Below are 20150 nucleotides of genomic sequence, written 5' to 3' on the forward strand. Positions count from 1 at the left end.
ATGGGACCAGCCGAACAGGTTTGGCCCGCAAGCAAGGGGAACCGTAAATGCGTCCGTTCAAACTTCTCGTCCGTTGCGCCGCCGTCATCGCCATTTGCTCGACGGCAATGGGATCGGCGTTCGCCGATACGTTCGCTCTCGTCAACATCAACCAGCAGGCCCTCTTCTTCAACCAGATCAACGAGGGCGCGCAGAAAGCGGCCGACGCCGCCGGCGCCAAGCTGGTCATCTTCAATGCCAACAACGTGCCGAGCGCGCAAAATGACGCGATCGAGAACTACATCACACAGAAAGTCGACGGCATCATTTTGGTCGCCATCGACGTGAACGGCGTCAAGCCTGCAATCACCGCCGCGAAGGCGGCCGGCATCCCCGTGATCGCCATCGACGCGCAGATCCCCGACGGCGACAACGTTGCGTTCATCGGAGTCGACAACGCCAAGGCCGGCGAAGATATCGGCAAGTTCTACGCCGACTATGTGAAGTCCGAGATGGGCGGCACCGCGAAGATCGGTATTGTCGGCGCGCTCAATTCGTTCATCCAGAACCAGCGGCTCGACGGTTTCAAGAAGGCGGTCACGGACAGCGGCTTGGCGATCACGTTCCTCGACACGGTCGACGGCCAGAACGTTCAGGAGACCGCGATGAGCGCTTCGGAGAATTTGATGACCGCCAATCCGGACATGACGACGCTATATGCGACCGGCGAGCCGGCGTTGCTCGGCGCTGTTTCGGCCGTAACCAGCCAAGGCCGCACCGGCGACGTCAAGGTGTTCGGCTGGGACCTGACCAAGCAGGTCATTCAGGGCATTGACGATGGTTGGGTGGCGGCGGTCGTCCAGCAGGATCCAGCCGGTGAAGGCAAGGCCGCTGTCGAAGCATTGACCAAGCTCAAGAAGGGCGAAACGGTCGAGCCGATCATCAATATTCCGGTGACGATCGTGACCAAGGACAATGTCGAGCAATACCGCGCGATGTTCCAGTAAACTGCATCGATGACCGGTCCGCGGCGCCGCTTGAGGCTACGCCGCGGACGCTTTGCAAATCCGGTGGATCCAAGATGAGCAGTGGCGAGACCTATCGGGTGCGGATGAGCGGTATCTCAAAGCGCTACAACGCCATCCAGACGCTCGATGACGTGTCGCTGGTGCTGAGGCCGGGCGAAGTCCTGGGGCTGGTCGGCGACAATGGCGCGGGAAAGTCAACGTTGAGCAAGGTGCTGTCGGGGGCGGTGGTTCCCGATGCCGGCACGATCGAGATCGATGGCATGCCGGTGACCTTCAACTCGCCAGCAGACTCGCGCGCAGCGCGCGTCGAGATGGTCTATCAGGATCTGTCACTCTGCGACACGGTCGATGTCGCCGGCAATCTCTTTCTCGGCCGCGAGCCGCGCCGCCGCATCGCCGGCATTTCCTTTCTCGACAAGAAGCGCATGCACGAGCAAACGCGCCAGATGCTCGACCGACTCGGCATCGTTATCGCCGACACGCGGCTCAAGGTCGAAAACCTGTCCGGCGGACAGCGGCAGTCGATCGCGATCGGCCGCGCCGCCTCGTTCGAGCCGTCCGTGCTGATTATGGATGAGCCAACGGCAGCGCTTGCCGTCGCCGAGGTCGAGGCTGTGCTGGACCTGATCCGCACCGTGAGCGCCCGCGGCGTCAGCGTCATTCTGATCACCCACCGCCTGCAGGATCTGTTCCTCGTATGCGACCGCATTCAGGTCATGTACGAAGGACGCAACGTCGCCGAGCGGCTGATCGGCGAAACCAATATCGAGGATGTCGTCAACCTGATCGTGGGCCGCAAGTTCAACGCTCGTTCCGCCAACAACGCCCATCGCGATGGAGCATCAGCATGAGCGAGGTGACTTCGACCCACTCCGCTCAGTCTCGGAGGGTCCGCGAAGGCACATGGCGAGATGCGGTGCTCGCCAATGGCAGTGTCGTGTCGATTGCGCTGTTCTTTCTGGCCGTTTGCGTCATCTTCTCGGTGGCGACGGACGCCTTTTTGACGTCGCCCAATCTGCTGAACATCCTGCGTCAGTCGGCGCCATTGCTGATCGTCGCCGCAGCGATGACCTTCGTCATCACCACGGGTGGCATCGACCTTTCGGTCGGCTCCGTGCTGGCACTGGTGGCAACGTTGTCGGCAACACTGCTGCAGCTGGGCTTGCCATGGCCTGTGGTCATCATCGCCATGCTTGCGCTGGGCGCCTTGCTTGGCGCGATACAAGGCTATTTCGTGGCTTATGAGGGCATCCCGGCCTTCATCGTCACGCTTGCCGGGCTTTCGGTGATCCGTGGCGTGGCGCTGCTGATCACCGGCGGCTACTCCATCCCTATCGAGCCGGGAAGCCCTTTCACGGTGCTGGGCCGCGCCTGGCTCCTTGGCGTGCCGGCGCCGGCGCTGATCGCGCTGGCGATCCTCGCGATCGCCTATATCGCCTTCAACGAGACGCCGTTCGGCCGCTACGTGACCGGCATCGGCGCCAACGCCGAAGCGGTTAGGCGCGCCGGCGTGAACACGCGGCTGACGACGCTTTTCGTTTACGTGATCTCCGCCGCCTCGGCAGCACTTGCGGGGATCATCATTGCTGCCCGGCTCGGATCCGGGTCCTCGAATGCCGGGCAAGGCTTTGAGCTCGAGGTGATCGCTGCCGTCGTGCTTGGCGGCACCAGCCTGTTCGGCGGCCGCGGAACGATCGTCGGCACGGTGCTCGGCGCGCTTACCGTGGCCGTCATCGGCAACGGCCTGATCCTGGCGCATCTGTCGCCCTTCCTGACGCCGATCGTGACCGGAACGATCATCCTGATCGCCATCTGGCTGAACTTCCGCCTGTTCCGCGGCGCCGTGCGGAGCCGTTGAGCCCATGAGTGATCTCTTCGATGACGCGGCTCCCAGGCAGCGGCTGGCGATCGGGGTCGAAACCGGCCATGTGATGACCGTGCTCGGCCCCGTTCCGGTCGAAGAAATGGGCATTACGCTGATGCACGAGCACATATTGCTCGACGGCGCGCGCACCTGGAAATGTCCCTGTCATCCCGACGACCTGGCGCTCGCCGAGCAGCCGGTTAACATCGAGATCATCGGCGAATTGCGCATGAACCCTTACGTCAACCGCGACAATGTTTCGCTCGACGACAGTGATCTCGCGCTATCGGAGCTGCAGCGCTATCGTGCGCTCGGCGGGCACACCGTCGTCGACGCGACCAATATCGGCATCGGCCGCGAGCCGGAAAAACTCGCCCGCATCGGCCGCATGTCCGGACTGAAGATCGTCATGGGCACCGGCTTCTATCTTGAGCACACCCATCCCGAATGGCTGAAGACCATGGATGTCGACGCAGTGACCGAGTTCATCGTCGACGACGTCGGCGGCGGCGAGACGCAGCCGCCGATCCTGGCCGGCCTGATCGGCGAGGTCGGCGTCAGCAAGGATTTTACCGCCGAGGAACGAAAGTCGCTGCGCGCTTCGGCGCGGGCCTCGCGCATCACGGGCGTGCCACTATCGATCCACCTGCCGGGCTGGGAGCGGCTGGCGCACGAGGTCCTCGATGTCGTCGAGGCCGAGGGCGCCGATCTCCGCCACACCGTGCTGTGCCATATGAATCCGAGCCACAACGATCTCGACTACCAGACAAGCCTCGCCCGGCGCGGCGCGTTCCTTGAATACGATATGATCGGCATGGACTATTATTATGCCGATCAGGACGCCCAATCGCCCTCCGACGAAGAGAACGCGCGAGCAATTGCGGCACTTATCGAGGCCGGCTTCGGCGACCGCCTGCTGTTGTCGCAGGATGTGTTCCTCAAGATCATGCTGACCCGCTTCGGCGGTTTCGGCTACGGCTATATCCTGAAGCATTTCATACCGCGCCTGAAACGGCATGGCGTCGAGCAGCCAGCCATCGACCGCATGCTGATCGCCAATCCGAAGGCCGTGTTCTCGCGGCAGAATTAAGCGCAGACTTACGGCTTACACTTACGACGGAGTTCAAATGTCCAAGAAAAAGATCCTGCTTGCCGGTGAATCCTGGGTGTCGACCGCGACCCATATCAAGGGTTTCGACCAGTTTCCGACGGTCACCTATCACACCGGCGCGGACGAATTGCTGACGGCCCTGAAGGCGACCGACTTCGACGTGACCTTCATGCCGGCGCATGAGGCACAGCGCAGCTTTCCGCAAACGATGGAGGCGCTTTCGGCCTATGACGCGGTGGTGCTCTCCGACATCGGCGCCAATACGCTGCTTCTGCATCCCGACACCTGGGTCCACTCGAAGCCGACGCCGAACCGCTTGCGCCTGCTGCGCGACTACGTGCGCGATGGCGGCGGGCTTTTGATGTTCGGCGGCTACTATAGCTTCCAAGGCATCAATGGCGGCGCGCGTTACCGCAAGACGCCGGTCGAGGAGGTCCTGCCGGTGAACTGCCTCGCGTTCGACGACCGCGTCGAGGTGCCGGAAGGTTTTTCGCCTATGCCACAAGCCTCGTCCAGCCATCCCATCCTGAAGGGTCTCGGTGCGGATTGGCCGATCCTGCTCGGCTTCAACGAGGTGACGCTGAAGGACGGGGCGGAAGTTCTGGCGACCGTGTCGTCGGACTACGGATCGCTGCCGCTGCTCGTCACCGGCCACTATGGCAGGGGCCGCACTGTGGCCTGGACATCCGATGTCGGGCCGCATTGGCTGCCACCGGAGTTCATCGCTTGGAAAGGCTACAAAACCCTATTCGAACAGATGCTTAGCTGGGCGACCGGTGAGAACTGAGCGATGCACGTCCACGTCGTGGGCAATGCCTGTGTCGACACGATGTTTCGCGTCGGCCGCTTCCCTGCCGCCGGCGAGACTTTAAACGCCAGCAGCTACGCCGACTGCCTCGGCGGCAAGGGCGCAAACCAGGCTGTTGCGGCCGCGCGCACGGGTGCTGCGGTTACGTTTTGGACGGCGCTCGGCAAGGACCGCGCAGGCGCATGGATCAGGAGCCGCCTCGACAGGGAGTTGTCTGACTTCGAGGCGAGCGAATTCGACCTGCCGAGCGATCGCTCGACTATCGTCATTGAGGTTGGCGGCGAGAATTTCATCGTCAGCGGCGTCGCCTGCAGCCAAGCGTTCGATCCGATCGCGCAAACCGCACTTGCCCGCCGGATCGCATTTGGCGACATCCTTGTCTGCCAAGGAAACCTGCGGGGCGACGCGATAAATGCCTGCCTGCGGGCAGCACAGGAAAACGGCGCGCGCACCGTTCTGAACGCCAGCCCTATCGATGCGGCTGCTCTGCCTGACTTCGGTCTGGCACAGGTGTTGGTGGTGAATCAATCAGAGGCGAAGGCACTGACCGGCCAGGTTGATATGGCAGCCGCGGCCGACGCGCTCGCGGCCAAGGGCGCTGGGACAGTCGTGGTCACGCTTGGCGCTGAAGGTTGTCTCGTGCTTGGCCCGGACCAGGCAGGATCGCTTCGTTTACCGGCGCCACGCGTCGAGGCGCTCGACACCAGCGGTGCCGGCGATGTGTTTTGCGGTTGTCTGGCCGGCGGGCTTGCCAAGGGCATGCCGGTTACCTCAGCGCTGAAGTTCGCGCTCGCGGCCGCGGCAATTGCGGTGACTCGCCCAGGTACACTGATATCCTGTCCTTCCGCGTCTGAAATGGCGGCGCTCATCGATCAAACGGAGCTCTCATGACTCAACTCGGCCAATCAGGCGGCGACGCGCTCGTAGAACTTTTCGGCCGCACCAAGGTGGTGATCGGCGTTGTTCACCTTGCGCCGCTTCCTGGCGCGCCGCGCTATGACGGCGAAGCGGTCGAGGCGATCTATCAGCGCGGCCTCGATGATGCGAGATCCTATCTCGATGGCGGATGTGACGGCGTGATCGTCGAGAATCATGGCGACATCCCCTTTGCCAAACCCGACGATATTGGGCCGGAGACAGCGGCCTATATGGCTGTTATCTCCGATCGTATCCGCCGCGAACTCGGCAAGCCGGTCGGCATCAATGTGCTCGCTAACGCCGCGATCCCGGCCCTTGCCATCGCCAGTGCCGCTGGCGCGGGCTTCATCCGCGTCAATCAATGGGCGAATGCCTATGTCGCCAACGAGGGTTTTGTCGAGGGGGAATCGGGTCGCGCAGCACGCTACCGCGCCAAGCTGCGCGCCAACGGCATCCGCATTTTCGCTGATGCTCATGTCAAGCATGGCGCACACGCGATCGTTGCCGATCGCCCGGTAGAGGAACTGGTCAAGGATCTGGTCTTCTTCGACGCCGACGCCATCATTGCAACCGGTCAGCGCACCGGGCACGCTGCGGATCTGAGCTACATCCGCATGATCAAAGAGGCTGCCGGCCTACCCACACTGGTTGGCAGCGGCGTGACGCCCGACAATGCAAACGATATTCTTGGCATCGTCGATGGCGTCATCATCGCCAGCGCGCTGAAGCATGACGGCGTCTGGTGGAACCAGGTCGATCCCGCCCGAGTAAAGACCTTCATGGCCGGGCTGAGGCGATGATCGAGCGGCGACTGGAGCGAAGTCGCGGCCTCGGGCTGCAAACGCGGATCCCCACAGGCAACGACACTCAGGCCGCAGTCACCTTGTCGTTGATCCCGCAGTCCATTCCGACCGGTACCAGTCGACAAATTTCTTCAGCCCGTCTTCGATCGAAACGCTCGGCTTAAAGCCGAAATCGCGCTCCATGGCGGTCATGTCGGCATAGGTCCGCTCGACGTCGCTGTTTTGCATCGGCTCGCTGTGGCGGATCGCCTTCACACCGAGCAGTTTTTCCAGAGTGTCGATGAAATCGCCCAGCCGCACCGGCCGGTTATTGCCGACATTGTAAATCCTGCTGGGTGGAACCTCGGCCACGGGCGGCTGGTCGAGCACGGCAACGACCGCCCTCACCACATCGTCCACATAAGTGAAATCCCGCCACATCTCGCCGTTGTTGAACACCCGGATCGGCTTGCCCTCGAGCATCGCCTTGGTGAATATCCAATAGGCCATATCGGGCCGGCCCCAGGGACCGTAGACGGTGAAAAACCGCAAGCCGGTCTGCGGCACCCCGAAGAGATGGGCGTAGGTATGGCTCATCAATTCATCTGACTTCTTGGTGGCGGCGTAGAGCGAGACGGGCCTGTCGACCTGATCGGTCTCGCTGAACGGCACCTTGCGGTTGCCCCCATAGACCGAGCTCGACGAGGCATAGACCAGATGCTCGAATGCGGGCTGCGCGCGACAGAATTCGAGCACTTCGAGATGGCCGACGACATTGGAACGGACATAGAGGCGCGGATTGTCGAGCGAATGGCGCACACCCGCCTGAGCAGCGAGATGGACAATCCTGGTTATGCCTTGCCCGGCCAAAGCGGTGGCGAGCGCGCCCTGTTCGGCGATCTCGATCTGATGAAATGAAAAATTCTTGTCAGGCTGAAGGCGGGCGAGCCGTCCTTTTTTCAGCGCCAGGTCGTAGTAGTCGTTCATGTTGTCGACGCCGACGACTGCTTCCCCCCTGTTCAGGAGGTAGTGGCAAACATGGCTGCCAATGAATCCCGCGGCTCCAGTGACAAGTATAGGCAACAAGGTTCTCCACGCATATGCCGGCACATGATCGCAAAATCGAGATCGATTTCGGAAAGGATCATGCACAACATCAAAATGCTACATCCGAATGAACGGAACCGACCGTTTCAGTTCGTGCTACAACCGAGAGTCCCTATAAGCGCTACCGACAAGCGGTCTAGTCGACGCGTCAGCTCGCCTCGCGCAGGGCCTCTGCAGCCTGCAGGTCGACCGACACGAGCTGGCTCACGCCCTGCTCGGCCATGGTCACCCCGAACAGCCGGTTCATGCGGGCCATGGTGATCGGGTTGTGCGTGATGATGACGAAGCGCGTCTCGGTGGTGGCTGCCATTTCATCCATCAGATTGCAGAAACGCTCGACATTGTGATCGTCTAGCGGCGCGTCGACCTCGTCGAGCACGCAGATCGGCGCGGGATTGGTCAGGAACACGGCGAAGATCAGCGACATCGCCGTCAACGCCTGCTCGCCGCCGGAAAGCAGCGTCATCGTCTGCGGCTTCTTGCCGGGCGGCCGCGCAAGGATTTCGAGACCAGCCTCGAGCGGATCGTCGGACTCGATCAGTTGCAGTTCCGCCGTGCCGCCGCCGAACAGATGCGAAAACAGCCGCTGGAAATGGCCATTGACCACGTCGAAGGCAGCCAGCAGCCGTTCGCGGCCTTCGCGATTCAGGCTCTGGATCGCCTGCCGCAGCTTGCGAATGGCCTCGATGATGTCCTCGCGTTCGGAAACGATGGTCTCCAGCCGGTCGGACAGTTCCTTCTGTTCTTCCTCGGCGCGCAGATTGACGGCGCCCAGCCGTTCGCGCTCGATCTTCAGCCGGTCGAGCTGGCGCTCGATCTCGGTCATCTCCGGCATCGGGCTGTCGGCCTCCAGGCCGGTGTGGCGGATGACCAGATGCGGCGGCGTGTTCAGCGTCTCCTGGATGCGGGCCTCGACCTCGAGCCGTCTTTCGTCGGCTGCGGTCAACCGCTCTTCGGCGCGGACGCGCGTTTCGCGCGCTTCGGCCAACGACTGGATTGCTGATGTCGCGGCCTTGTCCAGTTCGGACTGCCGGTTCTCCGCCTCCTGCAAACGATCGCCGGCTGCCTGGCGCAGGCTTTCGGCTTCGGCAAGCTGCGACAGCAAAGCGCGCCGCTTGGCGTCGATCTCATCGGGTGCGTCGGCCAGTCTTTCACGCTCGGCCTCGGCCTCGGCCTTGCGTTCACCGAGTGCGGCGATCTGCGTCGAGGCGTTTTCGGCACGCTCCAGCCAGTTGCGGCGTTCCGCGCCGATGGCCTCAAGGCGGCGCGTTCGCGCTTCGGCTTCCCCCCTCAAGCCTTCATGGACGGCGCGTGCATCGGCAAGGGTGGCGCGGTCGCGAGCAACGTTGGCGGCCGACTGTTCGAGCTGCAACTGGAGATCACCGAGATCGGGGGCGCTTTGCAGCAACATCTCCGCCTCGACGAAGGCCGCCGCCGTCTCCTCATGGCTGTCGACGATGCGCGCGCGCGCCTCGTCAAGTGCTGCGCGTCGGCTCGACAGCTCGCCGCCGGCCTTCTCGGCCTCGGCCAGCGCGTTGCGGGCGGCGTCCAGCCCATGCTGGGCATCACGCCCGGCTTGACGGGCGTAGCGCTCGGCCTCACTCGCCTGGGCAAGCGCCTGCTCGGCATAGGCAAGAGCCTCTTCGGCTTGGCGCAGGATGCGCGTTGCGTGGACCGCCTCAGCGTCGAGCTCAGCCAGCCGGTTTTTCTGCGCCAGCCGCTGCGCGGCAGCGGTCGGCGCGTCGGCGCTGGCGGTGAACCCATCCCAACGCCAGAGCGCTCCTTCGCGGCTTACCAGCCGCTGCCCGGGGGCGAGCAGCGCCTGTAGCCGCTTTCCGTCGCCGGCCTCGACGATGCCGATCTGCGCCAATCGGCGAGCCAGTTGCGTCGGCGCGCGCACCACACTGGCAAGGCTCTTGATGCCTTCGGGCAGAGCGGCGTCGCCGGGCTGGATCTCGCTTTGGCCCCAATGCACCGGCGCGCTGCGATCGAGCGGCACGTCGAGATCCTCGCCAAGGGCCGCTCCCAGCGCCGTCTCGTAGCCGCGTTCGACGCTGATCTGCTCCAGGACGGAGGGGAAGAGGTCGCCGCTGGCGGCATTCAGGATCTTGGTCAGCGTGCGGGCCTCGGTTTCGATCCGCGCCAGCTCGGCCTTTGCATCCTGAACCGGCGGGCGGGCGGCGCTTTCCGCCGTACGCGCCTCGGCGACAGCCTGTTCGGCGGCAATCGCCGCGGCTTCGGTCTCCTCCAGCAGCGCCAGCGCCTGTTCGACCAGAAGCTGCTTTTCGGCGGGATCCGGCAGGCCGGCGACCCTGGAGGCGATGTCGGACAATTCCCGGTCGACATCGGCGAGCTGGCGGGCGAAACGGTCGCGGCGCTCAGCGGTATCGCGCAGCGTTCGCTCGATCTGGTTGCGGGAGGCGGCGGCCTCCGCCCGTTCGGCCGTCAGCCCGGCGAGTTTGGCTTCGCTCGCGGCAAGCGTCGACGCCGCCTGTTCGACCGCAGCGCGGGTGCTGGTCTCGCGCTCGGCAGCGCCGGCGTTCTCGGCATTGAGCGTAGCTTCTTCGGTGGCGAGGCGTTCGAGGATATCCGCATTGTCGCGGACCATCCGCTCCTCGCGGGTGATGTCGCCGTCGAGCTGCTGGAGGCGGCGGTCGAGTTCCACTTGGCGGGCGCGGATGCGGCCCGCTTCCTCCTCGATCTGCGTCTTGGCGATCGACAGGCGCTGGAAGGCGGCCGCGGCCGCGGCTTCCGCATCGCGCAGGTCCGGCAACCGGTGCGCGCCGATCCCTTGCTCCCTGGCGGCAGCCATCTGGGCGGCGGCGCGGTCGCCGACCAGCGCCGTGGCGATCGCCAGCGCCGAGCGCGCCTCGCCTTCCTGCGTCTTGGCCAGCGTCCAGCGCAGGTGCAGCAGCGTGGCTTCGGCCTTGCGGATATCGGCCGACAGGTTCTTGAAGCGCGACGCCTGGCGGGCTTGGCGCTTAAGGCTTTCGATCTGGCTTTCCAGTTCGCCGACGACGTCGTCCAGCCGTTCCAGATTCTGTTCGGCCGCCTTCAGCCGCAGCTCGGCCTCGTGGCGGCGTGTGTGAAGGCCCGAAATGCCGGCCGCCTCTTCCAGAAGCGCGCGGCGCGCCTGCGGCTTTGCCTGGATCAGCTCGCCGATGCGGCCCTGCCCGACCATCGAAGGCGAGCGCGCGCCGGTAGACTGGTCGGCGAAAAGCAGCTGCACGTCCTTGGCGCGGGCTTCCTTGCCATTGATGCGGTAGAGCGAACCGGCCTCGCGCTCGATGCGGCGCGAAACCTGCAACTCGTCTGCGTCATTGAAAGCCGAAGGCGCGGTACGGTCGCTGTTGTCGAGGAAAAGCGTGACTTCAGCGGTGTTGCGGGCCGGACGTGTTCCGGAACCGGAAAAGATGACGTCGTCCATGCCGGACGCGCGCATGTTCTTGTACGAGCTTTCGCCCATCACCCAGCGCAAAGCCTCGACAAGGTTCGACTTGCCGCAGCCGTTCGGCCCGACGATGCCGGTCAGGCCGCGTTCGATGACGAACTCACCGGGTTCGACGAAGGACTTGAACCCGAGCAGGCGAAGGCGCGAGAACTTCATTCGCGCCGTCCCATAGCCAAGTTCCGCAAAAGTGTTCCGCGGTTTTGCGAAGAGAACCCGCGGCGCAGCAAAAAGCCGCGCACGCCGAAGCGCGGCCGCTTCAGCGCTGCCGAAACGTCAGAGCAGAGGGTCGATGATGGCCGATATTTCCTCAATCGACAGCGCCCCCTTGTAGGTCTTTCCGTTGATAAAGAAGGTCGGCGTCGAGTCGACCTTGAATTCATCGGCGCCGCGCTTCTGGACCGACCTCACATCGTCCAGAAGTTTCTGGTCCGTCAAGCAGGCCTCGAAGGACTCCTGTGTAAAACCGGCCATCTTGGAGATTTGCAGCAGGGCATCCTTGGTATTGGCAACACCTGCCCAGTTCGCCTGCTGCTTGAACAGAACGTCTACCATCGGGAAATAATTGTCCTTGGAGCAGCGCGCCAGCATGAAACCGGCCTCGGCGCTGGGGTCGAACGGAAATTCGCGCAAGATAAGGCGGGCCTTGCCGGTGTCGATATATTTCGTCTTCAGCTCCGGGAGGGTGGTTTCGTGGAAATGCGCGCAGTGCGGGCAGGTCATCGAGGCATATTCGACGATGGTGACCTTCGCGTCGTCCTTGCCCAATTGCGCGTCGGGCAGCGCGCCTGGCTTCAGCAAGGCTGCCATGTCCACCGTGCCCTGGGCCTCAGGCGCCTTGACCGCGGCCGGGGTTGCCGGCTTCGCCGGATCGGCCGGCTTCATCGCATCGGCGGGAGCCGCATCCTGCGCCACGGCCTTCTCGCCCGAGTCGCTGCAGGCGGCGAGCAGAGCCACCGCCGGAATGGCGACCAGCGACGACAGGAGGTTTCTGCGGGACAAAGGACGGGTCATACGAATCACCTGACAATGGTTGGATTTTGCAATGCAAAGGCTAGAAAAGGCGAGAGTTGGCGCGAATTAAGGCATCGCCGTCCCCATTCCAATCGCCAAATCTCGTGTACACGATCACGAAAGCGCGAGATTATACCTTCTTTTGACCGAGAATGGTGGCGCCGAGCCGCTCCAGCGAAGCGCGCAGCCCGTCATCCTCGATCATTCCGACGGTGCCCGACAACTTCACCTTCTCGGCCGCAGTCAGCGGCCGGAAGCTTGGTTTAGGCCGTCCTTTGTCCGCCGTCACCGGCTTTTGCACGATTCTGATCCGGCCGATAGCGTTGAAGCCGAGGAAGGCGTTGACCCTGTTGATGATCTCGCCGGTTTCGTGCTGCAGATGGAGCGCGGCCATCCCTTCGCAGGCGATGACCAGCACTGCCGGCTCGAACGGATCATCTTCATGCATGCGGCGCGGCCACTGGATCTTTTCAGGGCGCGAACGGCTGGCGAGCCGCGGCCCGGCAATCTCCTCCCATGACTGGACGAGGCCGATCGACATGCCGGCCCGCTTGCGCAACACAGGATCGAGTATCTGGGTTGCGAGATCACTCACCGGAACGGGATTGCCGAAGGGCCTTTTCCCTGCCATGTGCGTTCTCCAGTCACGACCTTCACCACGTATCGGTTAGGCCAGCCCTCGATCAATGGCACTGCACGACCAGACCCGCAAGACCGTATCCGGAGATACCAGCAAAGCTGGATCCGGAGATAGCGGCAAAGCCGCATCTGGAGACAGCGGCGAGATCGCGTCCCGCTTGCTCGCCTGGTACGACGCGCATCACCGCGACTTGCCGTGGCGCATTGCGCCGCGCGAGCTGGCGCGCGGGGTGCGGCCCGATCCCTACCGCGTCTGGCTCTCCGAAGTCATGCTGCAGCAGACCACGGTCGAAGCGGTAAAATCCTATTTCCAGGCCTTTGTCCAGAAATGGCCTGATGTCGAGGCGTTGGCCGCTTCACCGACCGAAGATGTCATGAAGGCCTGGGCCGGGCTCGGCTATTATTCCCGCGCGCGCAATCTCAAGGCCTGCGCCGATCTCGTCGCACGGCAAGGCGGCAGGTTTCCGGATACGCAAGCTGCCTTGAGAGAGCTGCCCGGCATCGGCGCCTACACGGCGGCGGCGATCGCGGCGATCGCCTTCGACCAGCCAGCCGCGGTCGTCGACGGCAATGTCGAGCGTGTGGTTTCCCGGCTGTTCTCGATCGCCACGACGCTAAGCGAAGCCAAGGGAGACATACGCGCCTATGTCGAGCGCATGGTTCCAGCGACCAGACCGGGCGATTTCGCCCAGGCGATGATGGATCTGGGCGCGACGATCTGCACGCCACGCCGGCCGCGCTGTATGCTGTGCCCGCTGCGAGACGATTGCAGCGCCACTGTCTCGGGCGACCCCGAGCATTTTCCGGTGCGCCTGCCGAAGGCGGAAAAGCCATTGCGGCGTGGCGCCGCCTTTGTCGCCGTCAGGGCCGACGGCGCCATTCTTTTGCGAAAACGTGCGGAAAAAGGCCTGCTCGGCGGTATGACCGAGGTGCCGACGACCGGCTGGACAGCACGGGTTGACGGCGCCACCACGGATGCGGCAGCCCCCTTTCCCGGCGACTGGCGGCCCGCCGGGCGGATTGGCCACGTCTTTACCCATTTCGGGCTTGAACTCGACGTGTTCAAATCGGTGGCGGAAGGCGCTGCTCCGGCGGGGCATTTCTGGTCACTGGCCCATGAAATTTCGGGGGAAGCCTTACCCACTGTCATGAAAAAGGTAATCGAAGCGGCGATACCGGGCGCGACCAAAAAGCAGCGCCCGCATTGAATTGCATTGAATGAGGACAGAATGACTGAAATCCGCCACATCGTTTTCGACATCGGCAGAGTGCTGATCCACTACGACCCGAACCTGCCTTTCAGCCGCATCATTCCCGATGCCGAGGAGAGAAAGTGGTTCTTCGACAATGTCTGCACGCATGACTGGAACATCGAGCAGGATCGCGGGCGGAAATGGGAAGAAGCCGAGGCCCTGCTGATCGCCGAGCATCCCGACCATGCCGAAAACATCCGCAATTTCCGCCGCCACTGGCATGAGATGGTGCCTCATGCCTATGAGGACAGCGTCGCCATTATGGTCGGTCTGATCGAAAGCGGCCACGATGTCACCATGCTGACCAACTTCGCCTCCGATACGCTCGCCGAAGCCCGGCAGCGTTTCGACTTCCTCAACCGTCCGCGCGGGGTGACCATTTCGGGCGAGATCGGCCTGATCAAGCCGGATCGCGGCATCTACGATCATCACGTCGCCGCCTTCGGCCTGGAGCCGGCGGCCACGCTGTTCATCGACGACAGCCAGAAGAATGTCGAAGGTGCCAAGGCGGCTGGCTGGCAGTCGGTGCTGTTCACCGACGCTAAGACGCTCGAGGCGGACCTTAGAGGGTTGGGGATCAGAGTGTGATTTGAATCACTTCGACAGGCCGATTGATAATCCGCTTTAACATGACGGATCCATAGAATCCGTCGTCAGGCCCCTGCCCGCTCCATGCCGAGACGGGCGATGCGGCGAAGCTCGTCGATCGGGGTCAGGCCGCCGCTGCGCTCATAGTGCCAGAAGGTCCAGCCGTTGCAGGCGTCCAGCCCCTGCACTTCCGCCCCGATCTTGTGGATCGATCCGGCGCTGTCGCCAATCGCCACCGTGCCGTCGGCGCGTACCCTGGCCGCCCAGCGCTTCTTGGCGTCATAGAGCGTGGCACCCGGCAACATCAGCCCGGTGTCGATGAGGCTGACGAAGGCAACCCGCGGCTCGGCGCGCTTGCCGGTAAGCACGGTAAGATCGGCGCCGCTCAGCGGCCGGACTGCATCGATGCGCTCGTTGGCGGCGTCGATATAGGCCTGCTCGCGCTCGATGCCGACGAAATGGCGGCCGAGGCGCTTGGCTACCGCGCCGGTGGTGCCGGAGCCAAAGAAGGGATCGAGGACGATATCGCCGGGCTTCGTCGAGGCCATCATGATGCGGGCGAGCAGCGCTTCGGGCTTCTGCGTCGGATGCAGCTTGTCGCCATTTTCGTTCTTCAGGCGCTCGCCGCCGGTGCAGATCGGAAACAGCCAGTCGGAGCGCATCTGGATGTCGTCATTCGACGCCTTCAGCGCTTCGTAGTTGAAGGTATAACCCTTGCCCTTCTGATCGCGCGAGGCCCAGATCATCGTCTCATGGGCGTTCTGGAAGCGACGGCCGCGGAAATTCGGCATCGGATTGGTCTTGCGCCACACGACATCGTTGAGGATCCAGAACCCCAGATCCTGCATCTTGGCGCCGACCCTGAAAATATTGTGGTAGGAGCCGATGACCCAAATGGTGCCGTTCGGTTTCAGCACGCGGCGCGCCGCCAGCAGCCAGGCGCGGGTGAAGGCGTCGTAGACCTCAAAACTCGCGAACTGATCCCAGTCATCGTCGACCGCATCGACCTTGGACTGGTCGGGCCGGTGCAGATCGCCATCGAGCTGCAGATTGTAGGGCGGATCGGCAAAGATCACGTCGATGGACTTTTCGGGCAGCCGGTCGAGCGCGGCGACGCAATCGCCCTTCAGGATCGTATCCAGCCATTCGGATTGCTGGGGAGCATGGGAAAGGTCGTCTAGAAGACGCACGGCAGACATTGTGACACCCAAAGCACGCGTTACTGTTTACTCCCTGTTATGGTTACCGATCAGCGTAAATATTCGGTGAAGGCTGAGGGTTCGGACCACAGGTAATTTGCGAAGGCCCGCCTGTTGGTGTATGCCGCGCCGCCTGAGCGTCTCAGCCTCCTCCCTCCCGCTTTCCGGATCGCCAATGCCCCAGCCAGACCTTGTCATCTTCGATTGCGACGGCGTGCTCGTCGATTCCGAAATCATCGCCGCGCGCATCGAAGCCGAGCTTTTGACATCGGCCGGTTACGAGATATCGGCCGAGGAGATTTCCGAAACCTATGCCGGGCTGACCTTCAAGGACATCATGATGCGGGTCGAGGAGAAGTCCCGCATCCCGTTCCAGGCCTCGCTGATCGATCGTGCCGAAGACCTGGTCGACCGCAGGCTGCGCAGCGATGTGCGCGCCATCGACGGGGTGCACGAGGCGGTCGCCGCGGTGACGGCGCCGCGCTGCATCTGCTCGAATTCTCGCTCCGAGCGGATCGAATTCATGCTGGAGAAGGTGCATCTGCTGCCGTTTTTCAACGGCCGGATTTTTTCCTCTCTGGAAACACCGAGCGGAAAGTCCAAGCCTGCCCCAGACGTGTTTCTCTTTGCCGCGGCAAAGCTCAAGGCCGATCCGGCCAACACCTTCGTCATCGAGGATTCCGTGCATGGCGTGACCGGCGCCAGGGCAGCCGGCATGCGCGTTATCGGCTTTACCGGCGCGGCGCACAGCTATCCCGGGCATGCCGACGCGCTGACCGAGGCCGGCGCCGAAACGGTCATCCGCCGCTGGGCGGAACTGAAAAGCGTGATCGCCGCCCTGTCGGAATGGTCGGATGCGTGATGCATACGCCTCCGACCGGAGGCGGCCCCAATGCCGCCGCTATTCGGCTGCGGCAATCTTCTTGTCGGTCTTCTTCGCCGGGCCTTCGTCATAGCCGGCGAACGCCTGATAGTCCTGCGCAGTGGGCTCGGGAACGACGACGTTCGAATCGGTGAAGACGAACTGGGTGGCACTCGAGGGATTGGTAACCTGGACCTGATGTTGATGAAGCTGCGAGTAAAGCACCTCGGTGCCATGCATCACTGCGATACGGATCGGCATTGTGATCGTGCCCGGGCTGAACATCGGTCCCGGAACGACCTTGCCGGCGACGGCGATCTTCATCGTCAGCGAGCCGTTGGCACGGTTGCAGTCGCGGGTCACATCGGTGATCGAGGCCTGATAGATGACCTTCGCCGAATCGTCCTGCTGATCGCTGCTCGCGTCGAGCGCAGCAGCCTCGGCGTCCTGAGCGGCGGCTTTTTTCTTGGGCTTCTGGTTGCCCTTGGCATAGGTGTTGAAGAAAGCGGTGCCGTCGCGCAGCGTCACTTTCGGACAATAGGCCAGCAGTTGGCTGGAAAGAACCTTCGGGTCCGGAGGTGGTGGCGGTGTCGTGTCCTTTTTTCCGAAGCCCAGAATGCTACTGCCGCCTGATTGGCAGCCGGCGGCGGTAAGCATAAAGCCAGCGAGGGCCAGACCCGCGACAAAACGACCGTTGAATGAATGAAACGCCATGAACTGCACTTCCCTCTCGCAAAGCGGGTGACGTATATCAACCGCGCGGCAAAAATGCGACTGAGCAAGCGCGGAAATTAACCACTTTGGCGCGGATGAAGCCGCCCGGCAGCAATGGACATGTAACGATGCAATATGTGAGTACCCGCGGGGAAGCGCCCGTGCTTGGATTTTCCGACGCGGTGCTGTTGGGTCTGGCACGCGATGGCGGACTTTATGTGCCTGATGCCTGGCCGCAGTTTTCGGCGGCAGAGATCCGCGCCATGCGCGGCCTTGCCTATCCCGACCTCGCCATCCGCGTGCTGTCGCCGTTTCTCGGCGACGAGATCGCGATGCCGGTGTTCGAACGCCTGGTGCGTGAAGCCTATGCGACCTTTCGCCACGAGGCGGTCTGCCCGCTGGTGCAAACCGGCTCGAACATGTTCGTTCTGGAACTCTTCCACGGCCCGACACTTGCCTTCAAGGACGTCGCCATGCAGCTTCTCGCCCGGCTGATGGACCATGTGCTTGCCGAACGCGACCAGCGCGCCACCATTGTCGGCGCCACATCAGGCGACACCGGCGGGGCTGCCATCGATGCCTTCGCCGGGCGCAATCGGACCGACATCTTCGTTCTTTTCCCGCACGGCCGGGTCTCGCCGGTGCAGCAGCGGCAGATGACGACGTCCACCGCGGCAAATGTCCATGCACTGGCGGTCGAAGGCAATTTCGACGACTGCCAAGGCCTGGTGAAGGACATGTTCAACGATCACGGTTTTCGCGACCAGGTGTCGCTGTCGGGCGTCAATTCGATCAACTGGGCCCGCATCATGGCCCAGATCGTCTATTATTTCTCATCGGCGCTGTCGCTCGGCGCGCCCGACCGGCCGGTTTCCTTCACGGTGCCGACCGGCAATTTCGGCGACATCTTCGCCGGCTACGCCGCCAAGAAGATGGGGCTGCCGATCGAGCGGCTTATCATCGCGACCAATGACAACGACATTCTGGCGCGCACGCTGTCGAGCGGCGAGTACCGCACGAAAGGCGTCTTTTCGACCACGTCGCCGTCGATGGACATCCAGGTCTCGTCGAATTTCGAGCGCCTGCTGTTCGAGGCGGCCGGTCGCGATGCCTCGACCGTGCGGCGCTACATGAGCGGCCTCAAGCAGTCCGGCGCCTTCGCCATCGAAGCGGGCGAGATCGCCAGGATCCGCTCCGAATTCGATGCTGGCCGTTCGACGATGGACGAAGTCGCCGCCACGATCCGCTCGACGCTCGACGCCAGTGATTATTTGCTCGACCCGCACACGGCCGCGGCCATGCATGTTGCGGGTGCGAAGGCCACCAAGGCCGTGCCCATGGTGGTGCTCGGCACCGCCCATCCGGCAAAATTCCCGGCTGCCGTCGAAGCCGCCAGCGGCGTGTCGCCTGCCCTGCCCGCGTGGCTAGGCGGGTTGATGACATCAGAGGAAAAATACACGGTACTTCCATCCGACCTGAAAATGGTGGAAGATTATGTTAGCCGTCACACGCGGGCGGCAAGTTAGGGAGTATTAGCTATATGGGTGTTGAGGTAAGCCGTCTGTCGAACGGCCTGACAGTCGCCACCGAAACCCTTCCAAGCCTCGAATCCGTCGCTCTTGGTGCCTGGGTCAAATCAGGCGCCCGCAACGAGCGTAACGAAGAGCACGGAATGGCCCACCTGCTTGAACACATGGCGTTCAAGGGAACCAGAAGGCGCAGCGCCTTCGAGATCGCCTCGGAAATCGAGGATGTCGGCGGCGAGATCAATGCCGCCACCAGTGTCGAGACCACATCCTATTATGCCAGGGTGCTGAGCGACGACGTGCCCCTGGCCGTCGATATCCTCTCCGATATCCTGCAGGAATCCGAGTTCGACCCGCAGGAGCTAGAGCGCGAGCAGCATGTGATCCTGCAAGAGATCGGCGCCGCTCACGACACGCCCGACGACATCGTCTTCGACCGTTTCACCGAGACGGCCTTCCGCCACCAGACGATCGGCCGTTCCATCCTCGGCACGCCGGAAACCGTCAAATCGTTCACCTCGAAGCAACTGCACAAATTCATCGAACGGCAATATGGCGCCGAACGCATGGTGGTCGTCGCCGCCGGCGACATCAAGCACGACAATTTCGTGCGTGAGGTCGAGAAGCACCTCGGCGGTTTCCGCAGCAAGTCCGACAACACGATGCCGGAATATGCGCAATATGTCGGCGGCGATTTCCGCGAGGACCGCGACCTGATGGACGCGCAGATCGTGCTGGGGTTCGAGGGCCGCGCCTATCATGTGCGCGATTTCTACGCCTCGCAGGTCCTGTCGATGATCCTTGGCGGCGGCATGTCGTCGCGCCTTTTCCAGGAGGTCCGCGAAAAACGCGGGCTGTGCTATTCGGTCTATGCCTTCCACTGGGGGTTTTCCGACACCGGCATATTCGGCGTCCATGCCGCGACCGGGCAGAGCGACATCGCCGAATTGGTGCCGGTGGTCATCGACGAGTTGCAGAAGGCCGGCGAGAACATCCTGCAGGAGGAACTCGACCGGGCACGCGCCCAGTATCGCGCAGGCCTGATCATGTCCGCCGAAAGCCCGGCCAGCCGCGCCTCGCAGATCGCCCGGCAAATGCTTCTGTTCGGCCGGCCGATCGCCAAGGAAGAGCTGATGGAACGGCTGTCGGCGCTGACGGTCGAGCGGCTGACGGACCTGTCGTCACGGCTGTTTTCAACCAAGCCGACGCTGACTGCCGTCGGACCGGTGGGCACGCTCGCTCCCTATGAGGCGGTCCTTGAGTCGCTTTCGGGCACGCAGACCACGGCCCGAAAGCTCGCCGGCTAAGTC

Annotated in this window: 18 protein-coding genes; 12 read left to right on the plus strand and 6 right to left on the minus strand. The window is 63.0% G+C overall.

Annotated elements, in window-relative coordinates:
* Positions 1-47: 47 nt before the first annotated feature.
* From EN885_RS02015 to EN885_RS02045, 7 genes are all read left to right on the plus strand, one after another.
* Positions 48-986: a substrate-binding domain-containing protein gene (locus tag EN885_RS02015; protein ID WP_127205517.1), complete on the plus strand. Its 939-nt coding sequence runs from the start codon at positions 48-50 to the stop codon at positions 984-986.
* A 74-nt stretch (positions 987-1060) separates the two neighbouring features.
* Positions 1061-1858 carry an ATP-binding cassette domain-containing protein gene (locus EN885_RS02020; RefSeq protein WP_126103216.1) on the plus strand — a complete coding sequence of 266 codons (798 nt, stop codon included), beginning with the start codon at positions 1061-1063 and terminating at the stop codon, positions 1856-1858.
* Complete coding sequence (locus tag EN885_RS02025; protein ID WP_128242452.1) at positions 1855-2865, plus strand: ABC transporter permease; 1011 nt, start codon at positions 1855-1857, stop codon at positions 2863-2865. The genes EN885_RS02020 and EN885_RS02025 overlap by 4 nt, the downstream gene beginning before the upstream one ends.
* Positions 2866-2869: 4 nt before the next feature.
* Positions 2870-3961, plus strand: a complete 1092-nt coding sequence (locus EN885_RS02030; protein ID WP_128242453.1) for a phosphotriesterase — start codon at positions 2870-2872, stop codon at positions 3959-3961.
* Positions 3962-3998: 37 nt separating this feature from the next.
* Entirely contained in the window at positions 3999-4769 is a 771-nt protein-coding gene (locus EN885_RS02035) for a glutamine amidotransferase (RefSeq protein ID WP_128242454.1), read from the plus strand.
* A 3-nt stretch (positions 4770-4772) separates the two neighbouring features.
* Positions 4773-5681: a PfkB family carbohydrate kinase gene (locus EN885_RS02040; protein WP_128242455.1), complete on the plus strand. Its 909-nt coding sequence runs from the start codon at positions 4773-4775 to the stop codon at positions 5679-5681.
* A complete protein-coding gene (locus EN885_RS02045; protein ID WP_128242456.1) occupies positions 5678-6508 on the plus strand; it encodes a BtpA/SgcQ family protein in 831 nt (276 codons plus the stop codon). Before EN885_RS02040 ends, EN885_RS02045 begins: the two co-directional genes overlap by 4 nt.
* Before the next feature lie 78 nt (positions 6509-6586).
* On the opposite strand, the gene EN885_RS02050 is transcribed toward EN885_RS02045, so the two are convergent.
* The 4 genes from EN885_RS02050 to EN885_RS02065 form a co-directional block, all read right to left on the minus strand.
* Positions 6587-7573 carry an NAD-dependent epimerase/dehydratase family protein gene (locus tag EN885_RS02050; RefSeq protein ID WP_128242457.1) on the minus strand — a complete coding sequence of 329 codons (987 nt, stop codon included), beginning with the start codon at positions 7571-7573 and terminating at the stop codon, positions 6587-6589.
* 172 nt (positions 7574-7745) lie between these two features.
* Positions 7746-11204 (minus strand): chromosome segregation protein SMC, encoded by a 3459-nt coding sequence (smc, locus tag EN885_RS02055; protein ID WP_128242458.1) that lies wholly within the window; start codon positions 11202-11204, stop codon positions 7746-7748.
* Between the two features lie 117 nt (positions 11205-11321).
* Positions 11322-12059 (minus strand): DsbA family protein, encoded by a 738-nt coding sequence (locus tag EN885_RS02060; protein WP_128242459.1) that lies wholly within the window; start codon positions 12057-12059, stop codon positions 11322-11324.
* Between the two features lie 130 nt (positions 12060-12189).
* Positions 12190-12690 (minus strand): DUF721 domain-containing protein, encoded by a 501-nt coding sequence (locus tag EN885_RS02065; protein ID WP_095486155.1) that lies wholly within the window; start codon positions 12688-12690, stop codon positions 12190-12192.
* 55 nt (positions 12691-12745) lie between these two features.
* Between EN885_RS02065 and mutY the strand changes: the two genes are divergently transcribed.
* Together mutY and EN885_RS02075 are read left to right on the plus strand one after the other, a co-directional pair.
* On the plus strand, positions 12746-13906 hold the full coding sequence (gene mutY / locus EN885_RS02070) for an A/G-specific adenine glycosylase (protein ID WP_128242460.1): 1161 nt from the start codon (positions 12746-12748) through the stop codon (positions 13904-13906).
* 21 nt (positions 13907-13927) lie between these two features.
* Positions 13928-14539: an HAD family phosphatase gene (locus EN885_RS02075; RefSeq protein ID WP_128242461.1), complete on the plus strand. Its 612-nt coding sequence runs from the start codon at positions 13928-13930 to the stop codon at positions 14537-14539.
* Between the two features lie 65 nt (positions 14540-14604).
* Here the strand turns inward: EN885_RS02075 and EN885_RS02080 are convergent, their stop codons facing one another.
* Positions 14605-15738, minus strand: a complete 1134-nt coding sequence (locus EN885_RS02080) for a site-specific DNA-methyltransferase (protein ID WP_127206239.1) — start codon at positions 15736-15738, stop codon at positions 14605-14607.
* 175 nt (positions 15739-15913) lie between these two features.
* On the opposite strand from EN885_RS02080, the gene EN885_RS02085 reads away from it, so the two are divergent.
* Positions 15914-16600: an HAD family phosphatase gene (locus EN885_RS02085; protein ID WP_095486159.1), complete on the plus strand. Its 687-nt coding sequence runs from the start codon at positions 15914-15916 to the stop codon at positions 16598-16600.
* A 39-nt stretch (positions 16601-16639) separates the two neighbouring features.
* Here EN885_RS02085 and EN885_RS02090 read toward each other — a convergent pair whose 3' ends face one another.
* Positions 16640-17314 (minus strand): hypothetical protein, encoded by a 675-nt coding sequence (locus EN885_RS02090; protein ID WP_128242462.1) that lies wholly within the window; start codon positions 17312-17314, stop codon positions 16640-16642.
* A gap of 128 nt (positions 17315-17442) precedes the next feature.
* Here EN885_RS02090 and thrC point away from each other — a divergent pair, with 128 nt between their 5' ends.
* On the plus strand, positions 17443-18840 hold the full coding sequence (gene thrC, locus EN885_RS02095; protein WP_128242463.1) for a threonine synthase: 1398 nt from the start codon (positions 17443-17445) through the stop codon (positions 18838-18840).
* Between the two features lie 14 nt (positions 18841-18854).
* A complete protein-coding gene (locus EN885_RS02100) occupies positions 18855-20147 on the plus strand; it encodes a pitrilysin family protein (protein WP_095486161.1) in 1293 nt (430 codons plus the stop codon).
* Positions 20148-20150 lie beyond the last annotated feature (3 nt).

The organism is Mesorhizobium sp. M6A.T.Cr.TU.014.01.1.1 (genome assembly GCF_004022765.1).
Lineage (GTDB): Bacteria > Pseudomonadota > Alphaproteobacteria > Rhizobiales > Rhizobiaceae > Mesorhizobium > Mesorhizobium mediterraneum.